Source organism: Streptomyces sp. NPDC031379 (assembly GCF_055569615.1).
On record NZ_JBVIIT010000012.1, the window covers coordinates 188,202 to 212,131 of the forward strand.

20 protein-coding genes are annotated in these 23,930 nt (G+C 70.7%); 9 read left to right on the forward strand and 11 right to left on the reverse strand.

The window, feature by feature from the left end:
* Positions 1–39: 39 nt before the first annotated feature.
* From ACZ5CW_RS19500 to ACZ5CW_RS19510, 3 genes are all read right to left on the reverse strand, one after another.
* Positions 40–885 carry a hypothetical protein gene (locus tag ACZ5CW_RS19500; RefSeq protein WP_468602864.1) on the reverse strand — a complete coding sequence of 282 codons (846 nt, stop codon included), beginning with the start codon at positions 883–885 and terminating at the stop codon, positions 40–42.
* Between the two features lie 53 nt (positions 886–938).
* On the reverse strand, positions 939–2,420 hold the full coding sequence (locus ACZ5CW_RS19505; RefSeq protein WP_468602866.1) for an AAA family ATPase: 1,482 nt from the start codon (positions 2,418–2,420) through the stop codon (positions 939–941).
* 64 nt (positions 2,421–2,484) lie between these two features.
* Positions 2,485–2,709 carry a dTMP kinase gene (locus ACZ5CW_RS19510; protein WP_468602868.1) on the reverse strand — a complete coding sequence of 75 codons (225 nt, stop codon included), beginning with the start codon at positions 2,707–2,709 and terminating at the stop codon, positions 2,485–2,487.
* 197 nt (positions 2,710–2,906) lie between these two features.
* Here ACZ5CW_RS19510 and ACZ5CW_RS19515 point away from each other — a divergent pair, with 197 nt between their 5' ends.
* On the forward strand, positions 2,907–4,790 hold the full coding sequence (locus ACZ5CW_RS19515; protein ID WP_468602870.1) for a tetratricopeptide repeat protein: 1,884 nt from the start codon (positions 2,907–2,909) through the stop codon (positions 4,788–4,790).
* A gap of 181 nt (positions 4,791–4,971) precedes the next feature.
* On the opposite strand, the gene ACZ5CW_RS19520 is transcribed toward ACZ5CW_RS19515, so the two are convergent.
* The 6 genes from ACZ5CW_RS19520 to ACZ5CW_RS19545 are packed head-to-tail and all read right to left on the reverse strand — an operon-like array spanning position 4,972 to position 10,626.
* Positions 4,972–5,841 carry a carbohydrate ABC transporter permease gene (locus ACZ5CW_RS19520; protein WP_468602872.1) on the reverse strand — a complete coding sequence of 290 codons (870 nt, stop codon included), beginning with the start codon at positions 5,839–5,841 and terminating at the stop codon, positions 4,972–4,974.
* A complete protein-coding gene (locus ACZ5CW_RS19525) occupies positions 5,838–6,806 on the reverse strand; it encodes a carbohydrate ABC transporter permease (RefSeq protein WP_468602874.1) in 969 nt (322 codons plus the stop codon). Before ACZ5CW_RS19525 ends, ACZ5CW_RS19520 begins: the two co-directional genes overlap by 4 nt.
* Complete coding sequence (locus tag ACZ5CW_RS19530) at positions 6,800–8,248, reverse strand: ABC transporter substrate-binding protein (protein WP_468602876.1); 1,449 nt, start codon at positions 8,246–8,248, stop codon at positions 6,800–6,802. The genes ACZ5CW_RS19525 and ACZ5CW_RS19530 overlap by 7 nt, the downstream gene beginning before the upstream one ends.
* Positions 8,245–9,177 carry a GNAT family N-acetyltransferase gene (locus ACZ5CW_RS19535; RefSeq protein ID WP_468602878.1) on the reverse strand — a complete coding sequence of 311 codons (933 nt, stop codon included), beginning with the start codon at positions 9,175–9,177 and terminating at the stop codon, positions 8,245–8,247. Before ACZ5CW_RS19535 ends, ACZ5CW_RS19530 begins: the two co-directional genes overlap by 4 nt.
* A gap of 44 nt (positions 9,178–9,221) precedes the next feature.
* Positions 9,222–9,371, reverse strand: a complete 150-nt coding sequence (locus ACZ5CW_RS19540; RefSeq protein ID WP_468602880.1) for a hypothetical protein — start codon at positions 9,369–9,371, stop codon at positions 9,222–9,224.
* Between the two features lie 58 nt (positions 9,372–9,429).
* Positions 9,430–10,626: an exo-beta-N-acetylmuramidase NamZ family protein gene (locus ACZ5CW_RS19545; RefSeq protein WP_468602882.1), complete on the reverse strand. Its 1,197-nt coding sequence runs from the start codon at positions 10,624–10,626 to the stop codon at positions 9,430–9,432.
* Between the two features lie 334 nt (positions 10,627–10,960).
* Here ACZ5CW_RS19545 and ACZ5CW_RS19550 point away from each other — a divergent pair, with 334 nt between their 5' ends.
* Positions 10,961–12,184, forward strand: coding sequence for a cytochrome P450 (locus ACZ5CW_RS19550; protein ID WP_468602884.1), 1,224 nt, complete (start codon positions 10,961–10,963; stop codon positions 12,182–12,184).
* Between the two features lie 19 nt (positions 12,185–12,203).
* Entirely contained in the window at positions 12,204–12,446 is a 243-nt protein-coding gene (locus ACZ5CW_RS19555) for a ferredoxin (RefSeq protein ID WP_468602972.1), read from the forward strand.
* Between the two features lie 40 nt (positions 12,447–12,486).
* Here the strand turns inward: ACZ5CW_RS19555 and ACZ5CW_RS19560 are convergent, their stop codons facing one another.
* Positions 12,487–13,164, reverse strand: coding sequence for a macro domain-containing protein (locus ACZ5CW_RS19560; RefSeq protein WP_468602886.1), 678 nt, complete (start codon positions 13,162–13,164; stop codon positions 12,487–12,489).
* Positions 13,165–13,339: 175 nt separating this feature from the next.
* Between ACZ5CW_RS19560 and ACZ5CW_RS19565 the strand changes: the two genes are divergently transcribed.
* Positions 13,340–14,956, forward strand: coding sequence for an ADP-ribosyltransferase domain-containing protein (locus tag ACZ5CW_RS19565; RefSeq protein WP_468602888.1), 1,617 nt, complete (start codon positions 13,340–13,342; stop codon positions 14,954–14,956).
* Between the two features lie 21 nt (positions 14,957–14,977).
* On the opposite strand, the gene ACZ5CW_RS19570 is transcribed toward ACZ5CW_RS19565, so the two are convergent.
* On the reverse strand, positions 14,978–16,024 hold the full coding sequence (locus ACZ5CW_RS19570) for a LacI family DNA-binding transcriptional regulator (protein ID WP_468602890.1): 1,047 nt from the start codon (positions 16,022–16,024) through the stop codon (positions 14,978–14,980).
* Between the two features lie 238 nt (positions 16,025–16,262).
* On the opposite strand from ACZ5CW_RS19570, the gene ACZ5CW_RS19575 reads away from it, so the two are divergent.
* From ACZ5CW_RS19575 to ACZ5CW_RS19595, 5 genes are all read left to right on the forward strand, one after another.
* Entirely contained in the window at positions 16,263–17,558 is a 1,296-nt protein-coding gene (locus tag ACZ5CW_RS19575; protein ID WP_468602892.1) for an ABC transporter substrate-binding protein, read from the forward strand.
* A 6-nt stretch (positions 17,559–17,564) separates the two neighbouring features.
* Complete coding sequence (locus ACZ5CW_RS19580) at positions 17,565–18,473, forward strand: carbohydrate ABC transporter permease (RefSeq protein ID WP_468602894.1); 909 nt, start codon at positions 17,565–17,567, stop codon at positions 18,471–18,473.
* Positions 18,470–19,366, forward strand: coding sequence for a carbohydrate ABC transporter permease (locus ACZ5CW_RS19585; protein ID WP_468602896.1), 897 nt, complete (start codon positions 18,470–18,472; stop codon positions 19,364–19,366). Before ACZ5CW_RS19580 ends, ACZ5CW_RS19585 begins: the two co-directional genes overlap by 4 nt.
* 47 nt (positions 19,367–19,413) lie before the next feature.
* Positions 19,414–20,685, forward strand: a complete 1,272-nt coding sequence (locus ACZ5CW_RS19590; RefSeq protein WP_468602898.1) for a glycoside hydrolase 5 family protein — start codon at positions 19,414–19,416, stop codon at positions 20,683–20,685.
* Positions 20,686–20,746: 61 nt separating this feature from the next.
* The gene (locus ACZ5CW_RS19595) at positions 20,747–23,767 is read left to right on the forward strand and encodes an alpha-mannosidase (RefSeq protein ID WP_468602900.1); all 3,021 of its coding nucleotides are present in this window, start codon (positions 20,747–20,749) and stop codon (positions 23,765–23,767) included.
* Positions 23,768–23,930 lie beyond the last annotated feature (163 nt).

A 23,930-nucleotide genomic window follows, 5' to 3' on the forward strand; every position in this document is an offset into this window, starting at 1 on the left:
CCGCTGGTCGGCACGCGGTTCCCGGTGGCCGGTCGCGGGTCATCCGGCCGCGACCTGGCGGAAGCCGCCGCCGCAGTACCAGGCGTTGTCGGCGAGACCTTCGTACAGGGCCACCATCCATGTGTTGGTGCGAAGGCGTCTTCGCGAGCGGGCCCATGACCGCAGGAGTTCCCGTACATCCGCGCTTCCGCCTTCCTCGTGGGTCTCGTCCAGGAGGAGTGCGATTCCCGTCAGGTCGTCGGCTGCCTGATCTTCATAGAGAGAGGCGAGTTTGAACGCCGAGAAGTGGTGGGTGACCCGTTCGGTGAGCTGCGGTTCCCAGGTGGCCGGCGGGTCCACGTAGAAGTCGATGATCCAGTCGGCCGGGGTGTCGCCCGGCAGCGCCGGGTACGCCTCGCCGCTCTCGGAGAGGGTGATGAGCCGGGCCCGCAGCCATCGCTGCTCGTCGATGTCGTCGAAGTACGGGTGCAGTGTCTGTTCCCCGTGGGTCTTGGGGTAGTGCTCCCCCTTCGCGTAGTTGCAGTCCGCGCACACCGGCACCAGGTTGACCGGGACTATGGAGAGGTAGGGGAAGACCGACTTGGGCAGATGGTGATCCACCTGCCGTACGGTTCCCACGCCGCACAGGGGGCACTTCGTACGGCGGTTGAGCGCTTCCTCGTAGACCGGACGTCCTGGGTGGTCGGGGGCCATCCGGCGCACATACATGTCGATCAGGTCAGCCGCGTCGTCGGCGTCCTCCTCGGCGGGGCGGAAGTCCGCCGGATCCAGTTCGTGCAGACTGGAGGTCGTGCAGGCGGTCTCGAAGGACGCGGCGGCGGCGACGACCGCGTCCTCGTACCCGGACAACAGCGTCAGCTTGCGACGGCTGATCAAGGCGCTCACGCAGAGACCGAACGCCTCTCGGGTGCCGAACGTGGGAAGAGCGAGACGGAGCATCAGACCGCCCGCTCCCGACGACGCGTCGCCGAGCGGGCCAGCGCCCTTCCCTCCGCGCCCAGGTTGTCACCGAACTCGTCGAGGATGTCACTGAAGGACATGCCCTGGTCCGCGAGTTTCTGGATCAGCTGGTTGAACCCGGTGCGGCGAACCTCCAGGCCGAAGATCTCCCTGGTGATGACGCCGACGTTCTCCCCGAACGTCTCGATCTCGGGATGGTCGGCCCGGAGGTCGTCCCCCACCCTGCGCAGGGCCCACACGGCCTCGCGCGGCGTCTCCTGCAGCACCACCGGCGAGTGTGTGGCCACGATGGCCAGCCCGTTGCGATCCATCAGGATCTCGGACAGCACCCGGACGAACGTGGAGAGCAACGGTGGATGCAGATGGCCCTCGGGTTCGTCGATGAGGACGAGGGTCCGTTCCGTGGTGTGCAGGACGAGGTGCGCGAGAGTGAGCAGCACGATGGCATGACCGGAGCTGAAGGAGCCGAACAACCGGGCCGCGTCCGACGGCTCGTCCGCCCTGCCGAGCTGAGAGATCTCGAGGTCGTGGAAGAGGGGGTCCGTCTCTTCGAGCCGTGCGAGGACCCCCTGCCACCGCTGGGCGGTCGCCCCGCTCGTGGTGTTGCACTTCTCGACGCATGCCGCGAACTCCGTCGCCAGCGCCCGCTGGTCCTTGATGCCTCCGTCGGTCTTCAGGCCCACGTACTGGTAGGCCACCTCCTTGTGGCGAGGCGTGTGAGGCTTGTGCGCGTCGAAGACGCTGAAGGAGACGTAGACGACGTTGTTGAAGGGATGCAGGCGATGCTCGGACCTGTCCTGGAGGAAGCTGCCCCGTAGTCTCCCCTGCCGGGACAGCGTGACCTGGGCGATCCTGTGCAGCAGGCGGGTCTTGCCGACTCCGTTGCTTCCGATCAGGGCGTGGATGTTGCTGGGCGGCTTGGTCTCGGGGTCCACCTTGAGGTCCAGTGCCAGGTCCGGGCAGGCGTCGGAAGCGGAATCCTGCTGGTAGCGGATGGAGAACTTCGACCTGGTGGGGCCGCCGCCGGCGATGCGGCGGAACTGAGTCCGCGCGGTGTCGGCGTCCGTCCCCCGCAGAAGGGACTTGGTCATGACCGGCTCGCTCTGCGCCCGCTCGAACATGTGCGGGTCGCGGGCGACGTCTCTGAGAGCCCGCAGAATCGTCAGCCGTGTCTCCTCGTCGAACTCGTCCCGCAGTGTGGCGTAGTAGCCGTCATCCGTTCCCAGCGAGAAGTACGAATCGTCCAGTTCCTCGAAGGAGTCCGGCAGGGCGACGGGGCCCGCCCCGGCTTCCAGGCCGTGAAAGGCGATCTTCACCGTGCCCACGCGCACCGCGTGGTGCCCGTTGTGGCAGTACAGACCGAAGGTCGTCTTGAAGCCGTAGTCGTCCCAGTTGTCCCGCACGAGTACTGCGTGGCCGGGCGTCGGTGGCGTGCGAGTCGTGCCTACGGTGAAGAGCATCGGGTCACAGTACAACTGCGGACCGAGCAGAGATCATGGCCGGGCTCCGCTTCTCGGGTCCGTTCTACGGGGCCGGTCGGCTGCTGGTCAGAAGGGTGCTCAAGTACCGGGTGTGCGCGGTGAGGAGCTTGATGGCGCGGTCGGTGCCGCCGGGGAGGAACGGCAGCAGGATCAGGGCCGGGACCGCCGCGACGAGGGCGACGAGCACGGCGGGGGTGAGCAGGGCGACGAGCAGGACGCGCTGGAGCGCGCCCACGATGCGTGGCGAGGGCAGCCAGGTCGGCAGCACGGTGACCTCCTGTGGCCGGAGTTCGGTGGGTTCCCGCGGTGCGGTGAGGCAACTGTGCCGCCTGGCTCGGTAGTTCACGCCCGTCCGGGGCGTTGCCGCAGGTAAGGTCCGGAAAACGGAGGGGTTGTCCCGGGACGGGAGCGGACAACCCTCGCTCGGGTACGACATCTTTCGGCTACGACTAGGGGGAAGCGCCGATGGCGGGGCGGGGAGGCAGGCCCTGGGGGCCGATCCGGGCCGAGAGCGCGGAGGCGAACACGCTCGCCGTGTTCCTGCGCGCGCAGGTCGACGCCAGCGGCAAGACCTTGCACGCGCTGGCCGGGGAGATCCACGTCTCGAAGAGCAGGATCAGCGAGCATCTGGCCGGGAAGCTCCCCGACCAGAGGTTCGTGACCACGCTGATCCATGCGACGGTTCCCGAACCGAGGCTGCGTGAGCGGCGCCTGGCGGAAGCCGACAGACTGCTGCGAGCCGCCGCGCGTCCCTCGCCGGTGAAGCCCCCTCCCCCCACCGCCTCCGCCCTGGAACTCGCCGAGGCGCGAGCCCAGCAGGTCGAGATCTACGACCGGCTCACGCGCTCCCTGGAGCAGCAGAACCAGCTGCGCGAGGCCGCCGGGAACTCCGCGAAACTCGTCATGATCCTTCTCGCGATGATCAACAGGCTGGAGCGGCGGATCACCGACCTGAGCGGCGAACGCGACCAGCTGCAGGCCGCGCACGCGGACTCCGACACGCTGCGGCAGACCCAGCAACAGCTCACCCGGGCCCTGGTGCAGGAACAGCGCGCCCAGCAGGAACTCCAGCGCGCGCAGGAGAAACAGCGCCAGGCCGAAGAACTCGCCGCCCGGGTCCAGGCCCAGGTCGAGCAGCTCACCGACGAACTCGACCGGCTGCGCACGGGCACGTCCGACACCACGGGCCGCTCCCCGGCCGACCGGCCCGCACCGGACGCCGCGACCGCCGATCCGGTCGGTGACGACATCGACCAGGCCCTGGCGCGAGCCGCGGCCGTCAACGACCACGACGACCAGATGCTGCAGCGCATCACGCACGACCTCGTCCCGGACCCTTCGGCGGACGGAGTTGTCCAGGACAACCCGCCGGACAACGCGGCACCCGGCCTCATCGCCCCGGACAACGTGCACGCGCTGCTGGCCGCCGCCGAAGACGCGGGCAGGGCGGGCGACTACCGCAAGGCCGCACGGCTGTACGCCTCTCTCCTCAGCGCCTTCACGCAGTCCCAGGGAGCCGAGCACCCCTCCACCCTCACCGTCCGGCACAACCTGGCCTTCAATCAGGGGCTGGCGGGTGACATCCCCGGTGCTGCCGCAGCGTTCGCCGAGCTGCTTCCCCTCCGGGAACAAGTGGACGGCCCCGAACACCCAGGCACCCTCACCACCTGGCACAACCTGGCCTCCTGGCGGGGGCGGGCCGGGGACGCGGCGGGTGCGGCGGCCGCGCTCGCCGAACTGCTGCCCCTCCGGGAACGGGTGCAGGGCGCCGAGCATCCGGACACCCTCGCCACCCGGCACCAGCTGGCCTACTGGCGGGGACGCGCGGGAGACAGGGCGGGGGCCGCGAAGGCGTTCGCCGAACTGCTGCCCGTCCGGGAACGTGTGCAGGGCCCCGAGTACCCGGCCACCCTCACCACCCGGCGCCAGGCGGCCTCCTGGCGCGGGGAAGCGGGCGACCCGGCCGGCGCCGCGGCCGCACTCTCCGAACTGCTGCCCCTCCTGGAGCGCGTGCAGGGCCCCGAGCACCCCGACACCCTCGCCACCCGGCACCAGCTGGCCTCCTGGCGCGGGGAAGCGGGCGACCCGGCCGGCGCCGCGGCCGCACTCTCCGAACTGCTGCCCCTCCGGGAACGGGTACTGGGCCCCGAGCACCCCGACACCCTCGCCACCCGGCACCAGCTGGCCTGCTGCCAGGGGCGGGCGGGGGATGCGGCGGGTGCCGCTCAGGCGTTGGCCGAGCTACTGCCCGTCCGGGAACGGGTGCTGGGCCCCGAGCATCCGGACGCCCTCGCCACCCGGCATCAGCTGGCCTCCTGGCGGAAAACCTCGGCACACCGGCATCCCTGATCGACCGGTTCCCGTCCCTCTCGCGCGGGTTCGCCGGGAACCAGCACCGGTCACGCCTGACGGGCCGCTTCCAGTGCCCGCTTCAGATTCCGCAGGGTTCTGTCGATGTAGCGGTGCCCCGGAACGGCCGATGTCACCGTGCACCGGGTCACGCGCCGACCGGTCGTGGACGTTGCGTGCTTCACCTGAGGCCGCTGAGCATGACGCCGCGGATGTAGTGCTTCTGCAGCAGCAGGAAGAGGATCAGGACGGGCAGGACGCTCAGGACGAGGCCGGCCATGACGATGGGCATCGTGCGGGTCGGGTCGACATGGTCCTGCAAGAGCTGGATGCCGACGGGCAGGGTCATCACGTCCGGGTTCGCGGTCGAGACGAGCAGCGCCCAGATGTACTCGTTCCAGGCGTCGACGAAGGTCAGCAGCCCGAGCGTCACCAGAACCGGCTTGGTCTGCGGCACCACGATGCGCCACCACACGGTGAACTCGCCGGCCCCGTCGATGCGTGCGGCCTCGAGAACCTCGTCCGGGATCGAGACCATGAACTGACGCATCAGGAAGATCCCGAAGCCGTTGACGAGGAACGGCACGGCGAGTGCCACGATGCTGACGGTCAGGCCCGCGCCCCCGCGCCCCAACAGGTCGTTGCCGCCCGCCAGCGGCCAGTGCACCAGGATCAGGAAGCGCGGGACGAAGAAGAGGAACGGGGGGAACATCATCGTCGACAGCACCAGGCGGAAGACGAAGTCCCGCCCGGGAAAGCGGAGTTTGGCGAGCGCGTAGCCGGCGAGTGACGAGGTGAGCAGCACCGATCCGGTGATCGCGGCGGTGGCGACGACGCTGTTGCGGAAGAGCACCGGCAGATCGAGCTGGTCGATCGCCGCCCGGTAGTTGGACAGGTCGAACGCCTCGGGCAGGAACCGGTACGGCAGCGTGCCGGACTCACCGGGCCCCTTGAAGGACGTCATCACCATGTCCAGGAACGGCACCACCGTGAGCACGGCTCCGGTCACGACCAGCAGGTACGACAGCCACGGGAAACGGCGGCGGATCATGCGTCCTCCCCCTTGCGCCGGAACATCCACAACTGCGCCAGGGTGACCATGAGGACCACCACGAACAGCACGAAGGCGGCGGCGCTCGCGGTGCCCCAGTCGCCGTAGCTGAAGGCCTGCCGGTACATCTCCAGCGCGGCCACATCGGTCGCGTCACCCGGTCCGCCCTTGGTCATCACGATGATCAGCGCGAACGACTGCAGACCGGTGAGGAACTGGGTGATGCACACGAACAGCAGGGAGGGCCGCAGCAGCGGCAGTGTGATCTTCCAGAAGACGGTGACGGGCCCGGCGCCGTCGAGCGCGGCGGCCTCGTAGTACGACTCGGGAATGGACTTCAGCCCGGCGGTCAGAATGAGGATCGCCGTGCCGACCGAGGCCCAGGCCTGTACGACCACGACGGAGGGCAGCGCGGTGTCCGGGTCCTGGAGGAACGCCACCGAGCCGAGCCCGAGGGCGTTCAGGACACCGTTGACGAGACCGCCGGGCTCGTACATGTACTTCCACACGTTGCCGACGGCGACGACGGTCGTGACGATCGGCAGGAAGTACAGGGTGCGCCACACCCCTTGGAACCGCAGCTTGTCGATGCAGGTGGCGACGAGCACGGATCCGGCGAGGGCGAGGGCCACGGTGCCCAGGGCGAACAGCAGCGTGTTGGTGAGGATCGGCGCCAGGAACGTCGATCCGTCCGCGAAGAGGCCGGTGAAGTTGTCCAGGCCGACCGGATCGATGTCGCCGAGGTCGAACCCGGCCCAGCGGGACATCGACAGCAGCAGCGCGAAGCCGAGCGGCAGGATCAGGAAGATCGCGAAGAACAGCAGGGCCGGCGCCAGGAAGAGGTAGGCGACGACGGTCTGGCGGCGCCGGCGCCAGGTGCGGGCCCGGCCCTCGACGGTGGGACCCGCGGCCCCCGGGCTGTGCGTCGCCCTCTCGGTGGGCTCGGGCGCCAGCGCGTTCACCATGACCGCGCCACCTCCTGATCGACCTGACGGCGGATGGTACGCAGTGCCTCGTCGACCGACTGCTGACCGGTCCACAACGCCTCGATGTTCTTGCGCAGCAGCGACTTGGCCTGCTGGGCGCCCGGCACGTTCGGCTCCGGCACCGCGTACGCCAGCGCGTCCAGGAAGGGGCGCTGGTTGGGATCGCCGCCTTCGCTCAGGAGCGTCCGCATGTCGTCGGCGCGGCCGGTCAGGGAGCCGACCGACACCTGCAGGGCGCTCATCCGGGTCGCCGTCGCGCCCTTCCTGCCGCCTTTCACGCGCACCTTCTCGGTGTTGAGCCAGCGCAGGAAGTCCCAGGCCTCGCGCGGGTACTCGCTGGCCGCGTTGACGCCCAGCATGAAACCGGTGGAGAGCGTGGCGCGCTCGTCGTCCGCCTCGGGAACGGGCAGTGGCACCACGCCGACATCGCGGTAGTCCTTGCCCATCTGGGCCTTCAGGCTCCCGGTCCACCAGCCGGCGCTGACCACCATGGCCACCTGCCCGGACCGGAACGCCTTGTAGACGTTGATGCCGGGGGCGCTCGCGCCCTGGGCGACGAGGCGGTGCTCCAGGTCGAACACGGCCCGGCCGGCCGGGGACTCGATCGTGGTGCTCCTGCCGTCCGCGGCCACGAACGCTCCGCCGGCGGCGTTGAGCAGGGCGAGCGTCTGGCCGACGGTGGTGGAGTCGTCGTAGGTCGACAGCCCGAACCCCTGGACCAGCGTGTTGCCGTACCGGTCCCGCTCGGCGGTGCGGTGGGCCGTCTCCTCCAGCTCCCGCCAGGTGCGCGGTGGGCCGTCGATGCCGGCTTCGCGCAGCAGCCGCTTGTTGTAGTAGAGGGCGTAGGTCTGCGCCTCGGTGGGGTAGCCGTAGACCTTGCCCCGCACCGACGAGGAGGCGACCGCGGCCTCGCTGTAGCCGCGTGTGATCTCCTCGGCGTGCTCGGCCGGAGCGGGCCGCAGGACGCCGGCCTGGACGAGCTGACCGTTCCACAGGCAGTACGGGTGGAGGATGTCGGCGCCCTGGCCCGCGGCCTGCCGGACCATGAACGTGGTCAGCAGGTCCGTGAACTCGACGGCCTTCGTCCGCACCTTGACCCGGTCGTGCGTGGCGTTCCACTCGTCGACCGGGCCCTGCAGGGCCTCCTTGAGTTCCCCGCTCGCGTAGTGGGAGAGCAGGGTGAGGACGATGGGATCCCCGGGCCGCCCGGTGCCCTGGTGCGGCGCGGCGCATCCGGAGGCGAGCAGCGCCGAGGGGAGCGCGAGCGCGAAGTGACGGCGGCTCAGGCGAGGTGCGCGCGGTGGCGGTTGCTCGGAGTTCAGGCGACGTGCGCGCGGTGGCGGTTGTTCGAGGCTCAGGCCACGGGCGTGCGGTGGTGGTTGACCGGGGCTCGGGCCGCCGGGGTGGTGTGACGGGGTCATCGGGTGGCCTCCCGGCGCATCACGCGGAACAGCCGGGTCGTGGTGAACCCCGCCTTGCGGTACAGGTGGCCCGCCGGGGACCGCTCGCCGGTCCACAGGAACCACGCGCCGTGCGCACCGCGCGCCCGCATCCGCTGCAGGACCAGGTGGAGCAGGACCTTTCCGATGCCGCTGCCGCGTGTCTCCTCCAGTACGCCGAACGGGCCGAACCGCTCCTCCACCGATTCGTACGTGCCGTGCATCGCCCAGCCGACGAGGCGGCCCGAGGGGTCCCGGACGACGACGATCCGGTCGAGCGGCGTGCCCGCGGCCAGGCACTCCCGGATCGCGCGCGCCCAGTCCGGGTTGAAGTGGTTCCCGGCCAGCGCGACGAGTTCGACGAGGTCGTCGTCGGTCGGGGTGGCGAACCGGTGGCCCTGCGCCGTCAGCTCGTCCAGGCGGTACGCGACATCGTCCGGGAGGCGATAGCCGACCAGCCCGCGGTCCATCGCCGCCGCCTCGTACAGGGTGCGGAATTCCAGCGACTCGAGGAGCCCGGCCGCTTCCGGGTACGCCTCGGCGTCCAGGCCGGGGAGGATGTAGTTCGGGGTGTACGACGCGAAGTCCACCCGGGTGCGGCCGTGGCCGCCCAGCCAGTCGAGGGCGTCGGTCAGCAGCCGGCGGCCCAGGCCGCGGCCGCGGGCGGCCGGGTCGACGAAGAAGAACGGGATCCAGCCCTGCTCCGGCTCCAGGTCGGTGCCGGTCATCGGCGTCAGACGGCGCACCGCGTAGGCGGCGCCGAGGACACGGTCGCCGTCGGCGGCGACCCGGAGTCCCTCCGGATCGAAGTTGGCGTCGAGCAGCACCAGCGAGCGGAAGCGGTCCGGGGTGAGGGGGTCGGCCGGCGCACTTCGGCGCCACGCCTCCACGATCTGCGGGCCATCTCCCACGCGAAAGCCTCGAATCCCGGCCCGGGGTGTCGTCGTGCGGTCGGTCATCGAGGGGGTTGTCCTTCCATGCGCGGGTCGCGGACGGCGTCGTCCGTCGCCCGCGGCGCCGCCTCGGTCCGGTGCGGGGTGACCAGGGCGGGCCGGTCGGCGCGGAGGTGCGGCAGGGGCGTGCAGGGCGGCTGTCGAGTCGTCATGGGCGTCTGCTCCTTTCCGGGGCGGGGCGGCAGGTCGCAGCGGTGGGGCCGGGGGGTGTCAGGGATAGAGCAGCACGTCGTCGCCGGCCCACCGGCCGGGCGGTGCCGGCGGATCGCAGAGCGGCAGCGGGTCGTCGCCCGCGTCGACGGCGCGCCGCAGCCGGTCGGACCCCCACAGCAGGTCGATGAAGTGACGGTGGTCGGTCCATTCCGCGCCGCCGTCCACGGTGCGCCAGGCGAACTCGTCGGGGTACAGCCGCCGGAGCGTGGCGAGCATGGCGACGGCGGTGCGTACGGGAGCGAACGCCTCGCGGTCGGTGACGTGGAGCTGGACTCCGCGCAGTGGCCGTCCGGCGTGTTTGTGGAAGGTCGGTACGAAGCGCAGGTCACGGAAGTGCACTCCGGGCAGGGCCAGCTCGGCGAGGGAGGGCGCGAAGCGGGCGTCGAGGTAGGGGGCCCCGACGATCTCGAAGGGCCGCGTGGTGCCACGGCCCTCCGAGAGATTGGTGCCCTCGAACAGGCAGGTGCCGGGGTAGACGGTGGCAGTGGCGGGCGTCGGGATGTTCGGCGACGGCGCGACCCACGGCAGGCCGGTGGCCTCCGCGTCCATGGCGCGCTCCCATCCGTGGGCCTCGATCACCGTGAGGTCGGCGACGCGGCCGGCAACTCGGGGCACGATCGAGGCGTTGAGATGCCGGGCGAGTTCGCCGCAGGTGAGGCCGTGCCGGACGGGGATGGGGGCGCGCCCGACGAAGCTGGCCCAGGCCGGGTCGAGCGGCGGTCCCTCGCTGACGCGTCCGCCGAGGGGATTGGGCCGGTCGGCGACCACGAACCGTACGCCCGTACGGGCCGCGGAGACCATCAGGTCGAACATGGTCCACACATAGGTGTAGAACCTGGCCCCGATGTCCTGCAGGTCGTACACCAGGGCGTCGACGCCGCTGTCGACCAGCAGTGTGTCGAGGCGCTCGCCGCCGCACCGGTAGGTGTCGTGGACCGGCAGGCCGGTGACGGGGTCCGCCTGAGCGGTCTCGCTCTCGCCGGCCTGGCCGGTGCCGTGGAGTCCGTGCTCGGGACCGAACAGAGCGACCAGCCGCGCGCCGGCCTCCAGCAGCGCGGGCGCGGCCGGGCGCAGGCCGGGGAGGACACCGGTGTGGTTGGTCACCAGGCCGAGCCGGCCGGGCCCGGCAAGACCGGGCGACGCGTGCAGCCGTGCGATCCCGGTCGTCACCGCGAGGCGGTCGTCCGTGCTCATCCTTTGCCCCCGTCTGCCGGTGACATAGCGAAGCGGCGGTCGGAAACTTATACACTTGCCCGTTTTCAGAATTCAGCAATGATTTATCACAGTTCGCATGGAAGGCGGCCGCAGAACCTCTCACGTCGGCCGGTTCGGTCGAGTCGGTCCGTTCGCGGCGCATGGGCACAGCGGCCGGAGCGCCGGTTCCGGCCGGTTCCCGTCCCTCCGAAGCCCCTTCTTCGGCCAGATCACAGGAATCACCGAAGTGGCCGAACTTGTCATCGCCTCTTAGATGCCTGGGGCATCTAATGATGATCGGCACGACGCACTACTTCGTCTGCGAGGTCTTTCCATGACGGAACTGACGGACATCACCGGTCCGGCGACCGACCCCGTCGCCTTCCCCCAGGACCGCACCTGCCCCTACCACCCGCCCACCGGATACGAGCCCCTGCGCGACGGACGGGCCCTGTCCCGCGCCACCCTCTTCGACGGCCGCGAGGTCTGGCTGGTCACCGCGCACGCAACCGCCCGCACCCTGCTCGCCGACCCCCGGCTGTCCTCCAACCGCCGCCGTCCCGACTTCCCCGTCCCCACGGAGCGCTTCGCGGGGGTGCGTGACCGCCGGGTCGCCCTGCTCGGGGTGGACGACCCCGAGCACCACCGGCAGCGGCGGATGGTGATCCCGTCGTTCACCCTCAAGCGCGCGGCCGGGATGCGGCCCCTGATCCAGCGCATCGTGGACGAGCGACTGGACGCGATGATCGCGCAGGGTCCGCCCGCCGAGCTGGTCTCGGCCTTCGCGCTGCCCGTGCCGTCGATGGTGATCTGCGGTCTGCTCGGGGTGCCGTACGCCGACCACGAGTTCTTCGAGGAACAGTCCCGCAGGCTGCTGCGCGGCCCGACGGCCGCCGACACCCAGGACGCCCGTGCACGGCTGGAGGACTACCTCGGCAGGCTGATCGACGAGAAGGCGAAGGGGGCCGGGCCCGGCGACGGCGTCCTCGACGACCTCGTCCACCACCAGCTGCGCGACGGCATCCTGGACCGTCACCAACTCGTGGCGCTCGCCGTCATCCTGCTGATCGCGGGCCACGAGACGACCGCCAACATGATCTCCCTGGGCACCTTCACGCTGCTGCGGCACCCCGACCGGCCGGCCGAGCTGCGCGCCGACCCGGCACTGCTGCCCGCCGCCGTCGAGGAACTGCTGCGGATGCTGTCCATCGCGGAGGGGCTGCAGCGGGTGGCGCTGGAGGACATCGAGATCGCCGGGGTCACGATCCGGGCCGGCGAGGGCGTGCTCTTCGCGACCTCCGTGATCAACCGCGACGCGTCCCTGTACGAGGAGCCCGACACCCTGGACTTCCACCGTCCCGCCCGCCACCACCTGACGTTCGGCTTCGGCATCCACCAGTGCCTGGGCCAGAACCTGGCCCGCGCGGAGCTGGAGATCGCCCTCGGCAGCCTGCTGGCACGCCTGCCCGGGCTGCGGCTGGCCGCCCCGGCGGAGCAGATCCCCTTCAAACCCGGCGACACGATCCAGGGGATGCTGGAACTCCCCGTGACCTGGTAAGAGGCCTTCGCCCATGCACATCGACATCGACATCGACAAGGACGTCTGCATCGGAGCGGGGCAGTGCGCGCTCGCCGCCCCGGGTGTGTTCGCCCAGGACGACGACGGCTACAGCACCCTGCTCCCGGGCCGTGAGGACGGTGCGGGCGACCCGATGGTCCGGGAGGCGGCCCGCTCCTGCCCGGTCAGCGCCATCAGGGTGGCGGAGACGGCCGGACCCACACGGAACCACGGATCTCCTACGACCTCGGATCGCCCCTGAGGCACGAACCGCGAACGCCCCGGAGGCGCGGTCGAGTGCGTCAGCGGCGCGAGCCGGTGCGCCGGGGCGGCGCTATGCGGACCCTCTTCTCGACGGGGGCGCTCTCGATGTCGTCGAGCTGCGCGACGATCGTGCCGCGCAGGTCGTCGTAGTCCTCGAAGGAGTGGTCGTGGAAGAGGGTGTAGCCCGACCACATCAGGTTGGCGCACACCCGCGCCGGCACACGGCCGGTCCGGGCACCCATACCGACCAGCGCCACCGACCGGATACTGCCCGGCGCCTTCCTGTTCTGCTGGTGGATCGCCTGGAAGGCGGCCGCGCAGGCCAGGGCCACGTTCAGGGTCTCGCTGACGTTCTGCGAGGACGTCTCCATCGTCGGCGTCGAGATCAGGAACCTCGGCGTGACCGCCCCGGAGGGAACACACACCGCGCTGCCCACCGGAAGCGTTCCCGCGAACCGGCCGCGGATCGCCCTCTGCACCCGCAGCTGGATGCCCGCGCCGAGATGGCGCTTGACGACCGCGTCGACCCCACCGTCCATCCGGCCACGGGAGTTGGTGGGACTCACCCAGGCGTCGACGTCCTCGTCCAGGAGGGAGCCGTTGCGGATCTCGATCTCGGGGGTGTCGGCGAACGCCGCTCTCCAAGCTTCCACCACTGCGCTGTTGATGTCGGTCAGCACCACCCTGAGCGGCTCCTGCACGCGGTCCACGGTCATGTTCACTCCGATCGGGAACGGTCACTCAACTGCTCGGAACGCTAGCGCCCGCCACTGACAAGAGCGGCGCCGTACGGACCCCGAGGGCGCTGTCAGTGGGCCGGCATATCCTCACGATCACTTCGCCGATCAGGCCTTCCACCAGCGCAGTTCGACCATTCGGAGTCCCGCCGCCATGAGTGATGCCCGCACCCCCGCCACGCCCGGCCCCAACGACCCGCTGGCCCTCACGGAACTGTTCGAGGGCGGTGGTGAACCCTGGCTTCCCCTGCTGAAGCCGGTCATCGAGGCGCAGCCGGACGCGGCCGCGTTCATCGGCACGGGCCGCGGCCCGGAGGTCGTCCCCGTCCGCGAACTGACCTTCCAGGCGCTCAAACCCAACGCGCCGCACCAGTGGAAGGTCGTCGTCTTCGGCCAGAATCCGTACCCGCGGCCGGAGAGCGCCACGGGCATCGCCATGTTCGACAACACCTTCCACGACTGGAAGGACAGCCAGTTCGGCAGAGTCGTCAGCATCCGCTGCATCATCAAGGCGGCGGCGATGTGGAAGTACGGCATTCCCAAGAAGACCCCGATAGCCGACATCCGCGCGCTGCTGAAGCAGCGGGACACCGTGCAGCCTCCGGAGTGGTTCCAGGCGATGCTCACCCAGGGCGTGCTGCTGCTGAACGCGGCGCTGACGGCCAGCAGCGACGGGGCGATCGGCACCGACCGGCACACCGGGTTCTGGCGGCCGGTCGCCGAGCGGATCGTCGAGGAGATCCTCCGGGCCAAGCAGAGCGCCGACGAGGAGGACCGCGGGGTCGTCTTCGCGTGGTGGGGGGCGCACGCGCGCAGCCTGAAGAAGGTCGTTCTCGAAATCCAGAAGAAGTATCCCGAGGTCGAGGTCCGGCACATCGACCACGCCAACCCCGCGGCGCAGGGTGACATCTTCTGCGACGGTGACCACTTCGGGATGGTGAACGAGGCCCTCGCGTCACTGGGCGCCGACGAGATCGACTGGCTGCCGAGCACCGGCTGGAACAAGGCCGCGGCGCAGACCGGAGCGACCGACGGTGACGTCGCCGACCGCATGGGCGCGTTCATCGCGTCCACCATGGAACTGCACCAGCTCTACCTGGACCGCCTCGCCGGGGTCAAGGACGAGGGGCTCGTCCTTCCCGCGATCACGGGGGTGTTCGACACCCCCCTCATGGACTTCCCCGAGGCCGTCGCCCCGGTGGCCGCGCTGCTGACCGGTCTGGACCGGCACGTGGAGCGGTCCCGCGAGTTCGGCGAGCGGCGGGCGGACGACGCGCCCGACGGCCTGTCCGCCGACGCGATCGCCGCCCTCTACCTCTACACCTGCGAGTCGGCGTTCTACCGGGAGATCAACGCCATCCTGCGCTCGCCGGACCGGTCCAGGCTCGTTCCGTACCTGCCGTATCTGCGGCTGCTGTTCTCGGCGGTGTCGCATCTGCCGGTGCGCACCGAGCCGTTGTGGCGCGGGGTGTCGCTGGATCTGCGGGGGCAGTATCCGCTCGGGCGGACCGTGACCTGGTGGGGTGTGTCCTCGTGCACGTCCGAGCTGGGCGTGGCCAAGGCGTTCCTCGGCAGCCGCGGCAAGCGGACGCTGTTCGAGGTGACTCCCGCCCGGGCCGTGGGCATCCGCGACTTCTCCGCGTTCACCGGCGAGGAGGAGTTCGTCCTCCTGCCGGGCACTCAGCTGAAGGTGACCGACGTCAAGGCCGAGCGCGGCGGCCTGTGCACCGTGCGGCTGACGGAGCTGCAGGAGCAGTCCCTGGTGTCCTGACCACCGGTGCCCGCCGCGGCCTCAGGCGCCCCGCGCGGGCCCCGTGCTCTGCCGGCCGATCAGCTCCGGCAGCGGTACCTGGACCGTCCCGGGGGAGGCACCGTCGAGCAGGGAGACCAGCTCCCGCGCGGCGGTGCGGCCGAAGGCCACGCTGTCCCGGGACAGCGCGGACAGCCAGGGCTTGACCATCCGGCACAGGGCGGAGTCCTCCCACGCGACCACCGACACGTCCTCGGGCACCGCGAAGCCGAGTTCGGCCGCGGCGGCCACTCCCGCGACCGCCATCACGTCGTTGTCGTAGATCAGCGCGGTGGGGGCGGCGGGGCCGCTCAGGACGCGGCGGGTGACGGCCGCTCCCTCGGCGTCCGAGTAGTCGGTGGTCACCGAGCGGACCTCGGTCAGGCCGCGCCGATCGGCCTCGGCCCGCAGGCTGCGCATCCGCCGCTGGGTGTGCGCGAGGCCGGGCAGCCCGGCGATGTGCACGATCCGCCGGTGGCCCAGGGCGTACAACTCCCCCACGACCGCGGCCATCGCGCCGGCGTCGTCCGCCCACACCGCCGACAGTCCGGGGTGCAGCTCGGCCGGCGCGCCCCCGATCACCACGGCGGGCAGGCCGAGTTCCTCGAGCAGCTCGGGGCGGGGGTCGTCGGTGCGGGGGTCGACCATGAGGATGCCGTCCACCCGGTGCTCGGCCCACCAGGTGCGGTAGACCGCGCATTCGTCGGCGATGTCCTCCACCACCTGGAACAGCAGCCCGAGATGCCGCTCCGCCAGCACCTCCTGGATCCCGGAGACCAGTTGCAGGAAGAAGGAGTCGACGCCGAGGGTGTGCGCGGGGCGGGCCAGCACGAATCCGATCGTGGCGGCACCCTCGCCGGACAGCTGCCGTGCCGCGGTGCTCGGCCGCCAGCCCAGCTGCTCGGCCACCCGGCGCACGCGGGCCCGGGTGCCCTCGGAGACACCGGGGCGGTCGTTGAGCGCGAAGGAGACAGCGCTCTCGGAGACTCCGGCACGCTGCGCGATGTCCTTCATCGTCGGCCGGCGAGCCGGTGAACGCTTGCCCGACACTTCCGCTCCCATTCCCTGGCACTTGCACGCTAAAGCGCTTGAGCGTCTTCAACCTAAAGCGCATTAGCGATCTGCGCAAGTCCTCTCACGTGAGCCGTCTGACCTGGTGTTTTGCCAACCAAGAGCGGGTTCGCGGGTCGAATCCATTGACATTTTTCCACCGAAGGATGCAAGGTCTGCCCCTGTACCCGTGGCCGGCATCGTCGCCGTAGCCCGCTGTGTGAAGGAGCCTCCAGCCGTGCGCATATCCCGCAGAATCCTCGCCACCGCTGTCGTCGCCTCGACCCTGCTGCCGCTCAGTGCCTGCGGCTCCGGGAACGGTGACAGTTCCTCGGGCGACGCCTCGGGCAAGGTCCAGGGCACCATCTCGTTCCAGACCTGGAACCTGCGCGCCAACTTCAAGCCCTACTTCGAGGGGCTGATCGCCGACTTCGAGAAGAAGTACCCGGGCACCCAGGTGAAGTGGGTGGACCAGCCCGCGGAGGGCTACGCCGACAAGATCAGCGCCGAGGCGGCCGGCGGCACCCTGCCCGACGTCGTCAACGTCTCCCCCGACCTCGCCGCCCCGCTCGCCAAGGCGGGCCTCGCCCTCGACCTGGACAAGGACAAGGCGGCGGCGAAGTACAAGAGCGAGTACCTGCCGGGCGCGTGGAGCAGCTCCGAGGTCCCGGGCCTGCCGGGCACCTGGGCCTTCCCCTGGTACCTCAACACCGGACCGCTGTTCTACAACAAGACCCTGTTCAAGGACGCCGGTCTCGACCCCGCCCAGCCGCCGAAGGCGTACCCCGAGCTGTTCGAGGACGCCCTGCGGATCGCGAAGGAGACCGACGGCAAGGTCGCCACGCTCGCCAACGTGCCCACCATCGAGGACTTCGGCCGCTACGGCGTGGAGCTGATGAACAAGCAGGGCACCGGCTTCGCTTTCAACGACGCCAAGGGTGTGGAACTCCTCACCAGGTACAAGGAGTTGTACGACGCCAAGGCACTGGACCCGCAGGCGCTGACCGCCACCCCGGAGTCGTCCGGCCAGAAGTTCCTCACCGGCGCCGTGGCCATGAACCCCGGCAGCGCGCTGGACCTGAAGAACTTCAAGACGCAGGCGCCGAGCCTGTACAAGAACATCGGCATCACCGACCAGATCACCAGCACCGGGCACGTCAACATGTACGTCATGGGCCTGCTGGTGAACGCGCAGTCCAAGCAGAAGCCCGCGGCGGTGGCGTTCGCGCACTTCGTCACCGACGCGCAGAACCAGATGTCCTTCGCCAAGAAGGTCGCTATCTTCCCGAGCACCGCCGGGTCCCTGGACGACCCGTACTTCACCAAGGAGGACGGCACCGACGAGACCCGGGTCCGGGTGGCCGCCGCCAAGTCCCTCAGGACGGCCGTCAACTACACGCCGGTGCTGTTCAGCGAACAGATGAAGACGGCGCTGCGCAACGAGGTCGCCAAGGCACTGCAGGGCAAGCAGAGCCCGAAGGAAGCCCTCGACAACGCTGTCAAGGCCTGCGACCAGCTGCTGCAGCAGGGCTGATCCGCAGTGTCCTCCTCTCCCGCCCCCTCCGGCTCCCGGGTGCGGCGGCAACTGCCCACCAGTCCGTGGCTGTTCGCCGCACCCGGTCTGCTCGTCACCGGCGCGTTCGTGCTGTACCCGTTCGTCTCCACGGTGGTGAACTCCTTCACCGACCGCCGCACCCTGATCCCGGGGCACTTCGTCGGGCTCGACAACTTCCGTGAGCTGCTGCACGACGACACCTTCTGGATCGCCCTGCGCAACAGCACCCTGTACGTCCTCGGCGTCGTCCCCGCGCTGGTGATCCTGCCGCTGCTGCTCGCCCTGCTGGTGCAGAAGAACATCCCCGGCATCGCCTTCTTCCGCTCCGCCTTCTACACCCCGGTCGTCGCCTCGATCGTCGTGGTCGGCCTGATCTGGGTGTGGCTGCTGGACGAACGCGGCCTGGTCAACTCGCTGCTGGAGACGCTCGGTGCGGGTACCGTCGGATTCCTCAGCGACCAGTGGCTGCTGCTGGTGAGCGCCATGGCCGTGACCGTGTGGAAGGGCCTCGGCTACTACATGATCATCTATCTCGCCGCGCTGGCGAACGTGCCGCGCGAACTGCACGAGGCCGCCGCCGTGGACGGCGCCGGACCGGTGCGCCGCTTCTTCTCGGTCACCGTGCCCGCCGTCCGCTCCACCATGGTCCTGGTCGCCGCGCTGTCCTCGGTGGCCGCCTTCAAGGTGTTCTCCGAGGTGTACCTGATGGCGGGCCCGACCGGCGGCCCGGCCGGCGAGGACACCACCCTCGTCATGCTCGTGCAGCGCACCGGCACCGGCCTGAGCGGCCGGGTCGGCTACGCCTCCGCCATCTCCGTGGTGGTCTTCGTGATCACCGTGGTGCTGATGCTGCTGGTGCTGCGCGCGGACCGGAAGGACGAGGTACGGGCATGACCGACCGGACCCCCCTCCCGGACCGGCGGACCGTCCGCCGGGCCCGCCTCACCGACGACCACGGCCGGCGCGTCCGGGCCTGGGAACTCGCGCTGCGCTATCTGCTGCTGCTCGCCGTGCTGGCCCTCACCATCGGCCCGTTCGTGTGGCAGCTGTCGACGTCGCTCAAGGGCCCCACGGAGGACATCTACAGTTCCCCTCCCTCGTTCCTGCCCGAGCACCCCACCCTGCGCAACTACACCCGGGTCGCCGACATCATCCCGGTGTGGGACTACGCGCTGAACTCGCTGAAGGTGGCCGCCGCCAGCGTGATCACCAACTGCGTCGGCTCCGCGCTCGCCGGCTACGCACTGGCCAGGCTGCGCTACCGGGGCCGCCGCGTGGCCTCCCTGGTCTTCATCCTGGCGATGCTGGTGCCGGCCGAGAGCATCATCATCGCCCAGTTCACGACCATGCGGAGCCTGGGGCTGAACAACACGCTCGTCGGCGTGGTGCTGCCGGGCTGCATCGGCGCGATGAACGTGCTGCTGATGCGCAACGCCTTCCTCAGCCTGCCCTACGAGATCGAGGAGGCGGCCTACGTCGACGGGGCCAACGTCTGGCAGCGGTTCCTGCGCATCGCCCTGCCCTCGGTCAGGGGCACCCTCGCCGTCGTCGCCATCTTCGCCTTCATAGGCGCCTGGGACGACTTCCTGTGGCCGCTCATCGTGCTCGGCGACCCGTCCAAGTTCACCCTGACCATCGGCCTGAACTACCTGCACGGCACCTTCGCCAACGACCAGCGGCTGGTCGCCGCGGGCACGGTCATCGCCGTGGCACCGCTCATCGCCCTCTTCGCCTGCCTCCAGCGCTACTTCTTCCGCGGGGTCGGCGAGGGAGCGGTCAAGGGCTGACACCCCCCACCGCTGACACCCCCCACCCACGCACTCTAGGAATTCGTATGCCTCCAGCCGTGCGCTTCGGCGTCAACTACACCCCGAGCCAGGGGTGGTTCCACCACTGGCTCGACTTCGACCTCGACTCCGTGCGCGCCGACCTCGACTCCGTCGCCGCCCTGGGCCTGGACCACATCCGGGTGTTCCCGCTGTGGCCCTACTTCCAGCCCAACCGCAGCCTGATCCGGCCGCAGGCGGTGGACCAGTTGCTGCAGCTCACCGACGCGGCGGCCGAGCGCGGCCTCGACGTCAACGTGGACGGCCTCCAGGGGCATCTGTCCAGCTTCGACTTCCTGCCCGCCTGGACCCGCACCTGGCACCGCCGCAACCTGTTCACCGACCCGGACGTGATCGACGGCCAGGCCGCCTATCTGCGCACCCTCGCCGCCGCTCTGGCCGGCCGGCCCAACTTCATCGGCATGACGCTCGGCAACGAGATCAACCAGTTCTCCGCGGACCCGCACCCCGACCCCGACCGGGCCACGCCGGAGCAGACCGACGCCTGGCTGGAACGCATGCTCGCCGCCTGCGAGGAGGGCGCCCCCGGCCGGCTGCACCTGCACGCCGAGTACGACGCCACCTGGTACCAGCACGACATGCCGTTCACCCCGGCCCAGGCCGCCCGGTACGGCGCCGTCACCGCCGTGCACTCCTGGGTGTTCAACGGCACCGCGCAGCGTCACGGCCGTACCTCCGTGCCCACCGAGCAGCACGCCGCCTATCTCGTCGAACTCAGCAAGGCCTGGGCCGACGACCCGCACCGGCCGGTCTGGCTGCAGGAGGTCGGCGCACCCTCCCCGCTGATCCCCGCCGAACACGCCGCCGCCTTCACCGAGGCGACCCTCGCGAGCGTCCTGGACTGTCCCGACCTGTGGGGCGTCACCTGGTGGTGCTCGCACGACGTCTCCCGCGACCTCGCCGACTTCCCGGAGCTGGAGTACACCCTGGGCCTGTTGACCAACGACCGGCAGGCCAAGGACACCGCGCAGGTCCTGGCCCGCGCCGCGCGGGAGCCCCGGAGCGCCCCGGCGCCGCGCACCACCGCCCTCGTCGTCCCCGCCGATCCCGGGGAGCGCACCGCGCTCGCCCCCGGCGGGGCCGTGTTCGAGGCCTTCTTCCGGCTGGCCGCCGACGGGGCCCGTCCCACCACCGTCCTCGACGTCCGCGCCGACGACACCGGCCACCTCCGGGCGCGTGGCATCACCGAGGTGGTCACGGCCGGGCAGGTGCTCCCGGCGGCACGGGCGGGTACGACGCAGGCGAGCGGTTCCGGGTGAAGATCCCGCGCCCGTCGCCCACCCTGGTAACCACCCTCTGACGACTTACGGAGCATCCCGCATGCATGACGACCGCACGCTGATCGAAGCCCGCCTCAAGCGGGTCCTCGACGAACGCATCCGTCCCGCCGTGTACCCCGAGTCCGTGCCGCTCGACGTGGCCGTCTGGCACGCGCCCGGCGAGCCGGTGCCGGTCGCGGAGGGTCTGGCCGCCGAGCCCGAGCCGATCGCGGTGGGCACCCGGTGGGGTGCGCCGTGGGGCACGAGCTGGTTCCGGGTGACCGGGACCGTGCCCGAGGCGTGGGCCGGGAAGACCGTCGAGGCGCTGCTGGACCTGGGCTTCGACGAGAACATGCCCGGTTTCCAGTGCGAGGGCCTTATCTACCGGCCCGACGGCAGCCCGGTGAAGGGTCTCAACCCCCGTAACCAGTGGGTGCGGATCGGTGCGCCGGTGGCGGGCGGCGAGGAGGTGCGCCTGCACATCGAGGCCGCCTCCAATCCGGTCGTCCTGGACTACCACCCCTTCCTGCCCACGCGGTTGGGCGACAAGGACACCGCCGGCAGCGAGCCGCAGTACACGCTGACCCGCATGGACCTCGCCGTCTTCGACGAGACCGTGTGGCAGCTGGTGCTGGACCTGGAGGTGCTGGGTGAGCTGATGGCCGAGCTGCCGGTGGACTCCGCGCGCCGCTGGGACATCCTGCGCGCCGTGGACCGGGCGCTCGACGCGGTCGACCTGCAGGACGTGGGCGGCACGGCGGAGCGGGCGCGGGCACGGCTGGCGGAGGTGCTCGCCACGCCCGCCGTGCCGTCCGCGCACCGGATCAGCGCCGTCGGGCACGCGCACATCGATTCGGCGTGGCTGTGGCCGCTGCGGGAGACGGTGCGCAAGGTGGCCCGTACGACGTCCAACATGACCGCCCTCATCGAGGACGAGCCGGAGTTCGTCTTCGCCATGTCCCAGGCGCAGCAGTGGGCGTGGGTGAAGGAGCACCGGCCCGAGGTGTGGGCGCGGGTGAAGAAGGCCGTGGCGGAGGGCCGGTTCGTGCCGGCCGGCGGGATGTGGGTGGAGTCGGACACCAACATGCCCGGCTCGGAGGCGATGGCCCGCCAGTTCGTGCACGGGAAGCGGTTCTTCCTCGACGAGTTCGGCATCGAGAACGAGGAGGCCTGGCTGCCCGACACCTTCGGCTTCGCGGCGGGCCTGCCGCAGATCATCAAGGCGGCCGGCTCCAAGTGGCTGCTGACCCAGAAGATCTCCTGGTCGCAGACGAACAAGTTCCCGCACCACACCTTCCAGTGGGAGGGCATCGACGGCACCCGGATCTTCACGCACTTCCCGCCCGTCGACACCTACAACTGTTCCATGAAGGGCAGCGAGATCGCCCACGCGGCGAGGAACTTCAAGGACAAGGGCCGGGCCCGGCACTCGCTGGCGCCCACCGGCTGGGGCGACGGGGGCGGCGGCACCACCCGCGAGATGGTCGCCAAGGCGGCCCGGCTGCGCGACCTCGAGGGCTCGGCCACCGTCGAGTGGGAGACACCCCGCGCCTTCTTCGAGAAGGCCGAGGCCGAATACCCCGAACCCCCCGTGTGGGTGGGTGAGCTGTACCTCGAACTGCACCGTGCCACCCTCACCAGCCAGGCCAAGACCAAGCAGGGCAACCGCCGCAGCGAGCACCTGCTGCGCGAGGCGGAGCTGTGGGCGGCCACGGCAGCGGTGCTCACCGGGTTCCCCTACCCCTACGAAGAGCTGGACCGGATCTGGAAGACGGTCCTGCTGCACCAGTTCCACGACATCCTGCCCGGCTCGTCCATCGCCTGGGTGCACCGGGAGGCGCGGGCCACATACGACCGCCTCGCCGCCGAACTGACCGCGATCATCGAGTCCGCCCAGCGTGCACTGGCCGGCGAGGGCACCACCGAGCTGGTCTTCAACGGGGCCCCGCACCTGCGCCATGGTGTCCCGGCGGGCGGCGCCGGCACCCCGGCCGTGGCCGGCGCCACCACGCTCGCACCGCGCCAGGAGGGCGGGTTCACGCTGGACAACGGGCTGCTGCGGATCGAGGTCGACGCCCAGGGCCTGGTGGTGTCGGCGTACGACCTCGCGGCGGGCCGGGAGGCGATCGCGCCCGGCGCGGCGGCGGGCCTGCTCCAGCTCCACCCGGACTTCCCGAACATGTGGGACGCCTGGGACGTCGACGAGTTCTATCGCCACACCGTCACCGACCTCACCGACGCCGAGTCGGTCCTGCCCGGCGACGACGGGGCGTCGGTGCGGATCGTCCGTGCCTTCGGCGACTCCCGGGTCGTCCAGGTGCTGTCCCTGCCGGCGGGCGAGGGGCGGCTGGTCATCGACACCGAGGTCGACTGGCACGAGACGGAGAAGTTCCTCAAGCTGGCCTTCCCGCTCGACCTGCACGCCGAACGGTACGCCTCCGAGACCCAGTTCGGGCACTTCTTCCGGCCCACCCACACCAACACCTCCTGGGAGGCGGCCAAGTTCGAGGCCTGCAACCACCGCTTCGTCCATCTGGAGGAGCCCGGCTGGGGTGTCTCGGTCGTCAACGACTCGACGTACGGCCATGACGTGACCCGGGCCGGGCGGTCCGACGGCGACCGCGGTACCACCACGACGGTGCGGGTGTCGTTGCTGCGTGCTCCGCGCTTCCCCGACCCCGAGACCGACCAGGGTGTCCACCGTTTCCGGCACGCCCTGGTCCCCGGCGCCGGGATCGGGGACGCGGTCCGCGAGGGCTGGCGGATCAATCTGCCCGAGCGGCGGCTGGCGGGGGCGCACGAGGTCGCCCCGCTGGTCACCGTGGACGACGACGCGGTGGTGGTCTCGGCGGTGAAGCTCGCCGACGACGGCAGCGGGGACGTGGTCGTCCGCTTCCACGAGGCCCACGGCGGCCGGGCCCGGGCCACCCTGACCGCCGGCTTCGACGTCGCGGAGGTGACGGTGACGGACCTGCTGGAGCGACCGCTGTCCGCGGCGGCCGCACCGGGCCGGGACGGCAACCGGATCACCGTACGGCTGCGGCCGTTCGAACTGGTGACGCTGCGGCTGCGGCGGGCCTGAACCCCGTGGCGTCGGCTGCGACCCGTCACGGGAGCGCCGCTCGCCATGGTGGAGGATGACGGGCGCGGGGGGGGGGGGGGGGGGGGGGGGGGGGGGGGGGGGGGAGGGGGGGGGGGTGGGGGGGGGGGGGGGGGGGGGGCGGGGGGGGGGGGGGGGAGGCCAC

Bases quoted from the DNA above. Each gene is read 5' to 3' on its own strand.
- ACZ5CW_RS19505 (WP_468602866.1), bottom strand. From the start codon at position 2,420: ATGCTCTTCACCGTAGGCACGACTCGCACGCCACCGACGCCCGGCCAC.
- ACZ5CW_RS19515 (WP_468602870.1), top strand. From the start codon at position 2,907: ATGGCGGGGCGGGGAGGCAGGCCCTGGGGGCCGATCCGGGCCGAGAGC.
- ACZ5CW_RS19520 (WP_468602872.1), bottom strand. From the start codon at position 5,841: ATGATCCGCCGCCGTTTCCCGTGGCTGTCGTACCTGCTGGTCGTGACC.
- ACZ5CW_RS19525 (WP_468602874.1), bottom strand. From the start codon at position 6,806: ATGGTGAACGCGCTGGCGCCCGAGCCCACCGAGAGGGCGACGCACAGC.
- ACZ5CW_RS19530 (WP_468602876.1), bottom strand. From the start codon at position 8,248: ATGACCCCGTCACACCACCCCGGCGGCCCGAGCCCCGGTCAACCACCA.
- ACZ5CW_RS19540 (WP_468602880.1), bottom strand. From the start codon at position 9,371: ATGACGACTCGACAGCCGCCCTGCACGCCCCTGCCGCACCTCCGCGCC.
- ACZ5CW_RS19545 (WP_468602882.1), bottom strand. From the start codon at position 10,626: ATGAGCACGGACGACCGCCTCGCGGTGACGACCGGGATCGCACGGCTG.
- ACZ5CW_RS19550 (WP_468602884.1), top strand. From the start codon at position 10,961: ATGACGGAACTGACGGACATCACCGGTCCGGCGACCGACCCCGTCGCC.
- ACZ5CW_RS19560 (WP_468602886.1), bottom strand. From the start codon at position 13,164: ATGACCGTGGACCGCGTGCAGGAGCCGCTCAGGGTGGTGCTGACCGAC.
- ACZ5CW_RS19565 (WP_468602888.1), top strand. From the start codon at position 13,340: ATGAGTGATGCCCGCACCCCCGCCACGCCCGGCCCCAACGACCCGCTG.
- ACZ5CW_RS19585 (WP_468602896.1), top strand. From the start codon at position 18,470: ATGACCGACCGGACCCCCCTCCCGGACCGGCGGACCGTCCGCCGGGCC.
- ACZ5CW_RS19590 (WP_468602898.1), top strand. From the start codon at position 19,414: ATGCCTCCAGCCGTGCGCTTCGGCGTCAACTACACCCCGAGCCAGGGG.
- ACZ5CW_RS19595 (WP_468602900.1), top strand. From the start codon at position 20,747: ATGCATGACGACCGCACGCTGATCGAAGCCCGCCTCAAGCGGGTCCTC.